This is a genomic window from Pseudomonas sp. PA-7-1E, assembly GCF_021605325.1.
Taxonomy (GTDB): Bacteria; Pseudomonadota; Gammaproteobacteria; order Pseudomonadales; family Pseudomonadaceae; genus Aquipseudomonas; species Aquipseudomonas fluorescens_BV.
The window spans coordinates 1-8497 of sequence record NZ_WKFA01000098.1 but is presented as its reverse complement, the minus strand read 5'-3'; the positions used below and the strand labels follow the sequence as shown (position 1 = coordinate 8497).

At 61.3% G+C, this 8497-nt stretch carries 6 protein-coding genes and 1 pseudogene; all 7 read right to left on the bottom strand.

All coding sequences use genetic code 11. The annotated features are described in order from the left end of the window. Positions 1–56: 56 nt before the first annotated feature. Positions 57–761 (bottom strand): annotated as a pseudogene (locus GIW79_RS28985) (cupin); the annotation flags it as partial. A 131-nt stretch (positions 762–892) separates the two neighbouring features. Then, complete coding sequence (locus GIW79_RS28980; protein ID WP_236454013.1) at positions 893–2383, bottom strand: aldehyde dehydrogenase; 1491 nt, start codon at positions 2381–2383, stop codon at positions 893–895. Positions 2384–2536: 153 nt separating this feature from the next. Then, a complete protein-coding gene (locus GIW79_RS28975; RefSeq protein ID WP_236454015.1) occupies positions 2537–3916 on the bottom strand; it encodes an APC family permease in 1380 nt (459 codons plus the stop codon). A 145-nt stretch (positions 3917–4061) separates the two neighbouring features. After that, positions 4062–5444, bottom strand: a complete 1383-nt coding sequence (locus GIW79_RS28970; protein ID WP_236454017.1) for an aspartate aminotransferase family protein — start codon at positions 5442–5444, stop codon at positions 4062–4064. 36 nt (positions 5445–5480) lie between these two features. Then, positions 5481–6320: a helix-turn-helix transcriptional regulator gene (locus tag GIW79_RS28965; protein ID WP_057975945.1), complete on the bottom strand. Its 840-nt coding sequence runs from the start codon at positions 6318–6320 to the stop codon at positions 5481–5483. 101 nt (positions 6321–6421) lie between these two features. Next, entirely contained in the window at positions 6422–7753 is a 1332-nt protein-coding gene (locus GIW79_RS28960; RefSeq protein WP_236454019.1) for an LLM class flavin-dependent oxidoreductase, read from the bottom strand. Positions 7754–7775: 22 nt separating this feature from the next. Then, positions 7776–8497: ABC transporter substrate-binding protein (locus tag GIW79_RS28955; protein WP_236477464.1), on the bottom strand; the 722-nt coding region annotated here is incomplete at its 5' end.

Genomic DNA, 8497 nt, shown 5'->3' with positions numbered 1-8497 from the left:
CCATCAGCAACACCCCCCTAGCCGCCGTCGGCGGCGTCGGATGTGTATAAGAGCCAGATGAAGTCCAGTGCAATCGACTGATGCCGATGGGGTTTCTGCACCGATCCCGCCGGCAGAATCCCGTACATGGCCCACAACACGTGGGTCACCGTGCGCGTCTGCGGGAAATGACGGTTGCCCAGCAGGATGCTGATGCGGCTGCGGTCCTGTGCTCTGGGATCATCGGCCGCTTCACGCAACTTCGCGTTGGCCAGTGCTGCTGGGTACAGGGTCGGCGCAAAGCGATCGGCGCGGGGTGTCACCCCCAGGTAACGCAGCAACGGCTCATCGTGCACATAGTAAAGACGTGCATCCTCGCGGGCACTGAAGTGCGCTTGCTGTAATCCCGGCAGGGCGATAAAGCAGCCCTTGGACCATTGAATCTCATACTCCCCCTGAACCACGCTGCCCTCCCCGGCAATCACGTAGAACACCTGGGAAGTGGCGTTGGGTTGCAGGGTCAGCGTGTCGCCAGGGTTAAGGCGCATGAAGTTCGCGCATAGCCCGGGGCCTGTCGCAGGGCCTTCGCAGCCCAAGGCGTCGCTGAGGTCCAGCGGTACCACGCGGGAGGGGCCATTGTCATACAGCGAGGCCGGAAAGCTGTGGTAGGGAATGCGGGAAATCAGGTTGGCACTGATGGGATTCGCCGCCTTGCTGTACTCGAAGTACTCGGCGTCCACTTGGTTGATATCCGTCAGTGCGGGGTCGAATTCACGGTTCATCAGGCTCACCTCAGTCTTGGGCTGGATCGCGCAGCACGGTTGAAGCGCTGCACGGGCTAAGTGGACTATAGGCATTGCCCATTGGCGGATGAATGCCTGTAACGGCACAGCAGTTATGCGAAACGGGGCAGTTAACGCAATTGGAACCAGGTGGTTTTCAACTGGGTGTACTTATCAAACGAATGCAGCGACAAATCGCGCCCGAACCCCGACTGTTTGCCGCCGCCAAACGGCACGGTCACGTCCAGGGCGTCAATGGTGTTGACCGACACGGTACCAGCATTCAGGGCACGCGCCACGCGATGCGCACGGTTCAGGTCATCACTCCACACCGATGCCGCCAGGCCGTAGACGCTGTCGTTGGCTTGCTGTATCGCCTGTTCTTCGGTATCGAAGGCACTCACCGCCAGCACGGGGCCAAACACCTCATCACGGGACAGGCGCATGTCAGCGGTGACGTTGGCAAATATCGTCGGCTGGATGAAGTTTGAACAACCCTCGATGTTCAACTGTTGGCCACCGCTCAACAGCGTGGCGCCTTCTGCGCGAGCCTGCCCGATGGCTTGCATGATGCGTGCGGTTTGCCCGCTGTCGACAATTGCACCGGCGGCGCTGGCGGGGTTCAGTGGGTTGCCGGGCATCCAGGCGTGGGATTTATCGATCAGGCGCTCGATGAACTCGTCGTGGATGCAGCGTTGCACATAGAGGCGCGAATTCGCCGAACACACCTCGCCCTGGTTGAAGAATATCCCGAAGGCCGCCTTCTCCGCCGCCAGGTCCAGGTCCTGACAGTCTGCAAACACCAGGTTCGGGCTCTTGCCTCCACACTCCAGCCACACCTGCTTGAGGTTGGACTGCGCGGAGTACTGCATGAAGTACTTGCCCACTTGGGTCGAACCGGTAAATACCAGGCAATCGACGTCCGGGTGCAACCCCAGTGCCTTGCCGGCGCCCTCGCCCATGCCTGGCACCACGTTCAGCACGCCCTCGGGGACGCCCGCCTCGAGCGCCAGTTGGGCCAGGCGCAGGGCGGAAAACGGCGATTGCTCAGCGGGCTTGAGTACCACGCTATTGCCTGCCGCCAAGGCGGGTGCCAATTTCCAGGCGGCCATGTCCAGCGGGAAATTCCACGGCACCACCGCTGCAATCACGCCCAATGCTTCGCGGGTAATGGTCGCCAACGCGTTGTGGGCAGTCGGCGCGACCTGATCGTAGAGCTTGTCCAGGGCCTCACCGTACCAGGCGAAAACATGGGCCGCGCCGGGTACGTCGACGTTATAGGCGTCCATTACCGGCTTGCCCATGTTCAGGGAGTCCAGCAGTGCGAGTTCTTCGCGGTGGGTCATCAACAGGTCGGCGAGTTTGATCAGGACTTTTTTGCGTTCGCCTGGAGGCATGCGTCGCCACGGGCCGTCGTTAAAGGCACGGCGCGCAGAGCGTACTGCCAGGTCGACCTCCGCTGCACCGCAGGCGGCGACCTGCGCAAGCAAGCGGTTGGTCGCCGGGTTGATGGTGTCGAAGGTCGCCCCGGAGAGTGCACCTACGGGCTGGCCGTCGATCAGGGCGGTGCTGATGAAGGTTTGACGGGCAGCGCGTTGCTGCCAATAGTCGAGGTTGAACATGCTGTACTCCTGAATTGGGCCGTAAGGCTTTTGTAGGAGCGAGCTTGCTCGCGAAAAACTCACAGGCGCCGCGTTCATCCAGGAAGAACGCGTTATCGTTGACGTTTTTCGCGAGCAAGCTCGCTCCTACGGATGAACCGAGGTGGGGCCTGTTCATTCGGCCATTTGCAGCTCCGGCATGCGTACCCGGAACCCACGCGTGACGCAGAACAAACACACCAGCCCCAGGCCCATCCAGCCCAGGCCGATGGTGAACGACATACCCGACAGGCTCGTCCACAACCACAGCGTGCTGAGAAACCCCAGGCCCGGCAGTGCGGCGTACAGCAGATAGTTGCGTGTACCGCGCAGCTTCTGGTCGCCCAAGTAATGTTTGATCACGGCCAGGTTCACCGCCGAAAACGCGAACAGCGCGCCAAAGCTGATCATGTTGGCCACGGTGTCCAGGCTGATGAACAGCGCAATCAGCGAAAACAGGCTGACCAGCATGATCGCGTTGGCCGGTACGCGTTTTTTCGTCACCAGCTTGCCGAATACCCTGGGCAACGCGCCGTCGCGGCCCATTGCGAACAGCACGCGGGACACGCTGGCCTGGGAGACCATCGCGGAGGCGAAACAGCCCGCCACATAGGTGGCGGTAAACGCACTCACCAGTAGCTCGCCGCCGACCCGGCGCATCACATCGACCGAAGCCGAGTCGGGATCGGCAAAACTATTCCATTCCGGGAAGACCATCTGGGCGCAATACGACACCACCAAAAACAGCAACCCACCGATCAGCGACACCGCCATGATCGCCTGCGGAATGGTACGGCGTGGGTCAGGTGTCTCCTCAGCCATGGTCGACACGGCATCAAACCCCAGGAACGACAAGCACAGCACCGCCGCGCCGGTCATGATCAGCGGCACGCTGAAACCTTCATGGTAAAACGGCTTGAGCAGCGGCACCGGCTCGGCTTGCCCGCTGAGGTTGTGGATCGACAACCCCACGAACACCACGATGAACACCAGTTGGGCCACGATCAGCACCCAATTGACCCGGGTAATCGACTCGATACCCACCAGATTCAGCGCCGTCACCAGGGCAATGGAGCCCAATACCCATACCGCGGTGGGCACGGTAGGAAAGTATTCGGACAAGTAGATGCCGATCAGCAAATAGCTGAGCAGCGGCAGGAAGATGTAGTCCAGCAGCAAGGTCCAGCCGGCGATAAAGCCGAAGGAGGCGCCAAACGCCTTGCGCGTATAGGTGTAGACCGAGCCCGAATAGGGGTGCGCCTTGACCATGCACCCATAGCTGTAGGCCGTCAGCAGCATGGCAGCCAGGGTCAACAGGTAGGCGGTGGGCAGGTGCCCCTTGGTCATTTGGGTCACCAGACCGTAGGTGGTGAACACCGCCAGCGGCACCATATACGCCAGCCCGAACAGTACAAGCCCGACAAGGCCCAGGGGTTGTCGAAAGCGGCGCGATGAGGTTGGTTGGGTTGGGGTTTGATGGACGGGAGTATCGGCTACGTTTGTTATTGTATTCATTGCTGACTCCTGGAAAGTGGAATGCAGGGCGCCGCGGCGTTCGATCAAATCGACACCTTTGATGAGTCATCCATTGGGAGCGGTGGGCAGGCCGCTATGGGCCGCCCACCCTGTTCAACCGAGCGGCATGCAGGGGCTCAGCCTTTCACAGTTTTCCCGCGATCCGTGCGGTGCGGTCCACCGCAATGCGGGTCTTGTCGACCAGTTCATCGAGCTCCGCGCGGCTGGCTACCAGGGCCGGCGCCATGATCATGCGGCCCAGGGTCGAGCGAATGATCACGCCTTCTTCAAAGCCAAAAGTGCGGCATTGCCAGGCCAGGTCGTTTTCATTGGCAAAGCGTTTGCGCGTGCCTTTGTCCTCGACAAACTGCAAGGCTGCCAGCAGGCCGGTGCCCTGGATCTCGCCGATCAGCGGGTGGTTGCCAAAGACTTCGTGCAGGAGCTTTTGCAAATACGGCCCGGTGTCGTCCTTTACCTGGCGCACGATCCCTTCGTCACGCAAGGCCTTGAGGTTGGCCAGGGCCACCGCCGCCGCAACCGGGTGCCCGGAATACGTCAGACCATGGGCAAACACCCCGCCCCGCTCCACCAGGGCTTCGGCCATGCGCTTGCTCAATACCAAACCGCCCATGGGCAGGTAACCTGAGGTCAGGCCCTTGGCGATCGACAACGTGTCGGGTTCGAAGCCGAAATACTGATGGGCAAACCACTCACCTGTACGACCGAAACCGCCAATCACTTCATCAGCGCACAGCAGCACGTCGTATTGGCGACAGATACGCTGGATCTCTGGCCAATAGCTTTCTGGCGGAAAAATCATGCCGCCGGCGCCCTGGAAAGGTTCAGCGATAAAACCGGCGACGTTTTGCGCGCCCAACTCCAGAATTTTTTCTTCCAGTTGCAGGGCGCAGCGCCGCCCGAACTCGGCCGGGGTCAAGTCACCACCCTGGGCGTACCAATAAGGCTCGTCAATGTGCGCGACGTCCGGGATCAAGCCGCCCATTTCATGCATGAATTTCATGCCGCCCAGGGCAGACGCCGCCAGGGTGGAGCCGTGATAGCCGTTCCAGCGACCGATCATGATCTTCTTCTGCGGCTTGCCGAGCACTTGCCAGTAGCGGCGTACGGTGCGGATCAGCACCTCATTGGCTTCGGAACCGGAGTTGGTGTAGATCACATGGCTGTAGTGCCCTGGCAACAGGCTGAACAGCAACTCGGACAGCTCGATCACCGCCGGATGGGTGGTGTGAAAGAACATGTTGTAGTACGCCAACTGATCCATCTGCGCAGCAGCCGCAGCCGTCAGGTCCTTGCGCCCATAACCCAGCTGCGTGCACCACAGGCCCGACATCCCGTCCAGGTAACGCTTACCCTCGCTGTCCCACAGGTACAGGCCCTCACCGCGGACCATTACGCGCGGGCCTTCGGCATTCAGCGCCTTTTGATCCACAAAGGCATGGATATGGTGGGCCGCGTCCGAGGCTTGGTAGTCCTGGGTCTGGCGTTGCGGTTCAAAGGGTAGGTTCATGGCTTTTTCTCTTGTTGTGGGTAGTCATGCAGCCGGTCAACGGCCTTTGCTCATGTAGCGTTCGAGGGGGTCTTTGCTCAGCCCGCCCTGGGCTTCGGCCAACGAGTCGATAAACAGGGAAAACAGTTCCGATTGCGTGCCGATGTCGAGCTTGCTGTAGATGTGCTTGCGGTGGGACTTGATGGTGTCTTCGGAGACCCCGAGGCGCTCGGCCAGCGAACGTGTGGAGTGGCCGCGCAGGATCAACTGGGTGATCCGGCATTCGCGTTCGGTGAGCAGCGAGGAGCCGAAGTTGTTGAGTGCCGAGTGAATACGCTGTTCCAACAGGCTTTCGAAACGCGCGCCCTGAGTCTCCAGGCCGACGAAGTGCTTGCCCAGCACCGCCAGTACCCAAGGTGCTATGCGCTTGAATTGCTCGGTGGTGTCCGCGTCGAGCTTCTGCGTAAAGGCCAGCGACACCGCCAGGCTCAAGCCGTTGCTGGCCTGCAGGATGTAGTTGAGCTCATCCTCCAGGTGCGAATGCCGGTAAAACGACTGGTAGTACTCGCTGTGCTCAAAGTGGTCGGGGGCCACATCGGCGAGGTCGTAGCAGCCGGAAGTGGCGCCCTCCACGCAGGCGCCGTAGAACGGGTCGAGCAAGTAAAAACCGGAGAGGTACTGGCGCACATTGCCCTGGGGCAGCCATGGCCCGTCCAGTTCGAACAATGCGCTGGGCATGCCGTCGTGGGGGTACAGGTACAAGGTCGTGGCCTGAATGGGGCGGATACACCCCAGGGCATCGAACAACGTGGCGGCAAACCCCGCGTGCCCGATGCTCTCGGTCACCCTGGCTATCTGTTCGAACCACTGGGCTGAAGACAGTCGATCATTATCCACTTCGAAGACTCGCCGTCATAACGGTTGGGTGCGACACCAGATCACTGGCGCCGGGGACTGAAGTGATAGTCCCACACCCGCAAAGTCATCGAAATCACCCCTTAGGGTGAGGGGGTGCGCTGGAACCTCGGAATCGCCAAGCCCAGGCTTTCGCGCAAGGTCGAGCCCTCGTAGGCCGTGCGATAAACACCGTGCTCTTGCAGCAAAGGGATCACCTCCTGAGTAAAGCGATCAAATTGCCCAGGGTGCCCGATGTAGATATTGAACCCGTCCACCGCCCGTGCCTCGAACCAATCCGCCATTTTCTGCGCCACCGTGGCCGCGCTGCCCACGAACGCGCCTGGGCGCAATTGCCGGCCAAATTCGACGGCCTGGCGCAGGCTGAAGCCCTGCTCCCGCGCCTGGTCGGCGATGCGTTTGGCAGCGGTGAAAAAACTGCTGCGCGCGGCCTCCAGGCTCTCTTGCGGGAACGGCGCATCCAGGTCGTATTGGCTGAAATCATGCCAGCCAAAATTGCGCCCGAACTCCTTGAGTGCCAGCGCAAAACTGTGGTCGAGCTGATGATAGTGCTGCTCGATTTCCCGAGCATGGGCATCGGTGTCGCCCACATAAATTTCCGCACCGGGCATGATCAGTACCTGTTCCGGATCGCGCCCCCGTTGTGCCGCCCTGCCCTTGATATCCCGGTAAAACGCCTGGCCCTGCTCGATACTGGCCGCGTGGGTGAAGATCACATCGGCGGTGGCGGCGCCCAGGTCGCGGCCTTGCTCCGAGTCGCCGGCCTGGAAAATCACCGGCTGGCCTTGGGGCGAGCGCTGGATATTCAGCGGGCCCACCACCGAGAAGTGTTCGCCCTGGTGATTCAGGCTGTGCAGCTTGCTCGGGTCGAGAAACTGCCCAGTGGCACGGTTGCGCACAAACGCATCGTCTTCGTAAGAATTCCACAGCCCCTGCACCACCTGAACGTGTTCGGCGGCACGCCCGTAGCGGGTGGCATAGTCGTAATGTTCGTCGCGGCTGTAATTGCCGGCGGTACCGGCATCGCCACTGGTCACCACGTTCCAGCCGGCGCGGCCTTTGCTGATCAGGTCCAGGGAGGCGAGGCGCCGGGCGACGTTATAGGGCGAGTTATACGAGGTGGTCAGCGTACCGACCAGGCCGATATGCCGCGTGCTCATGGCCAGTGCCGACAGCAAGGTCAGCGGCTCCAGGCGATTGAGGTAATGGGAAGGCGAGCCTTCGGTGATGAACTGGCTGTCGACGATGAACAGCAGGTCGAACAGCGCCGCCTCGGCCTGGCGCGCTATCTCGATGTACCAATCGACGTTGACGCTGGCATCGGCCGGCAACTGCGGATCAAGCCACAGGTTATGGCGGCCCGGCCCACCGCAGCCCATGGTCAGGGCGCCCAGTTTGAGCTGTCTTTTAGTCATTGCGCAGTAGTCCTTCAAGCGGTCAGGGCTGGGTGGTGGCGACGGTGGGCTGCAAGGCGGCTGCAAATGAAGGGTCGAACAACGTGGCGGCCGAGTAAGACTTGACCAGGCCCAGGCCGGCAAAAAAGTCCACGGTCTTTTGCGCCTCGATGGGCGCCTGAGGCGTCAGCGGCTCGACGGTGGTGCGTGCACGGGCAAACCAGACGCGGGCGATGTCGGCATCAGCGCGGGTGTGCTTGGCCCAGGCATCGGCATATGCGTTGGCGTTGGCCGGGCTTTGGCGGGCCCAGTCGCGGGCTTTTTTCAGGCGCTGGAGGAAGTCGCTGATGGGTTCACGCTTGGCCTCGACAGCACTGGCGTTGGCGGCAATGAAACTCTGGGCCGGGATCAAGTCTTCAGCGGTTGCCAGCACCCGCGCACCTTGGCGTTCCTGTTGCGTGACGTAGGGTTCCCAGGTGGCGATCACGTCAACTGCACCGCCTTCCAGCGCGTGGGAGGCATCCAGGGCGCTGAGGTAGCGCCATTGCAGCGAATCCCGCGCAACCCCGGTCTTGTCCAGTGCGGTCAGCAACAGTTGCTGGCTCCAGGAACCTTTCCAGATCGCAGCGCGCTTGCCTGCCAGATCGGCCAGGCTGTGGATCGACGAGTCTTTTTTTACCAGGATGGCTACGCCGTCGAGATTTTGCCGGCTGACGGCAATCACCTTGATCGGTGCACCCAAGGCGCCCAGGAACAACACCGGGG

What these genes read in the sequence shown, in the direction of transcription:
- GIW79_RS28960 (WP_236454019.1), bottom strand. Translation starts at nt 7,753, where the DNA reads ATGACTAAAAGACAGCTCAAACTGGGCGCCCTGACCATGGGCTGCGGT.
- GIW79_RS28980 (WP_236454013.1), bottom strand. Translation starts at nt 2,383, where the DNA reads ATGTTCAACCTCGACTATTGGCAGCAACGCGCTGCCCGTCAAACCTTC.
- GIW79_RS28975 (WP_236454015.1), bottom strand. Translation starts at nt 3,916, where the DNA reads ATGAATACAATAACAAACGTAGCCGATACTCCCGTCCATCAAACCCCA.
- GIW79_RS28970 (WP_236454017.1), bottom strand. Translation starts at nt 5,444, where the DNA reads ATGAACCTACCCTTTGAACCGCAACGCCAGACCCAGGACTACCAAGCC.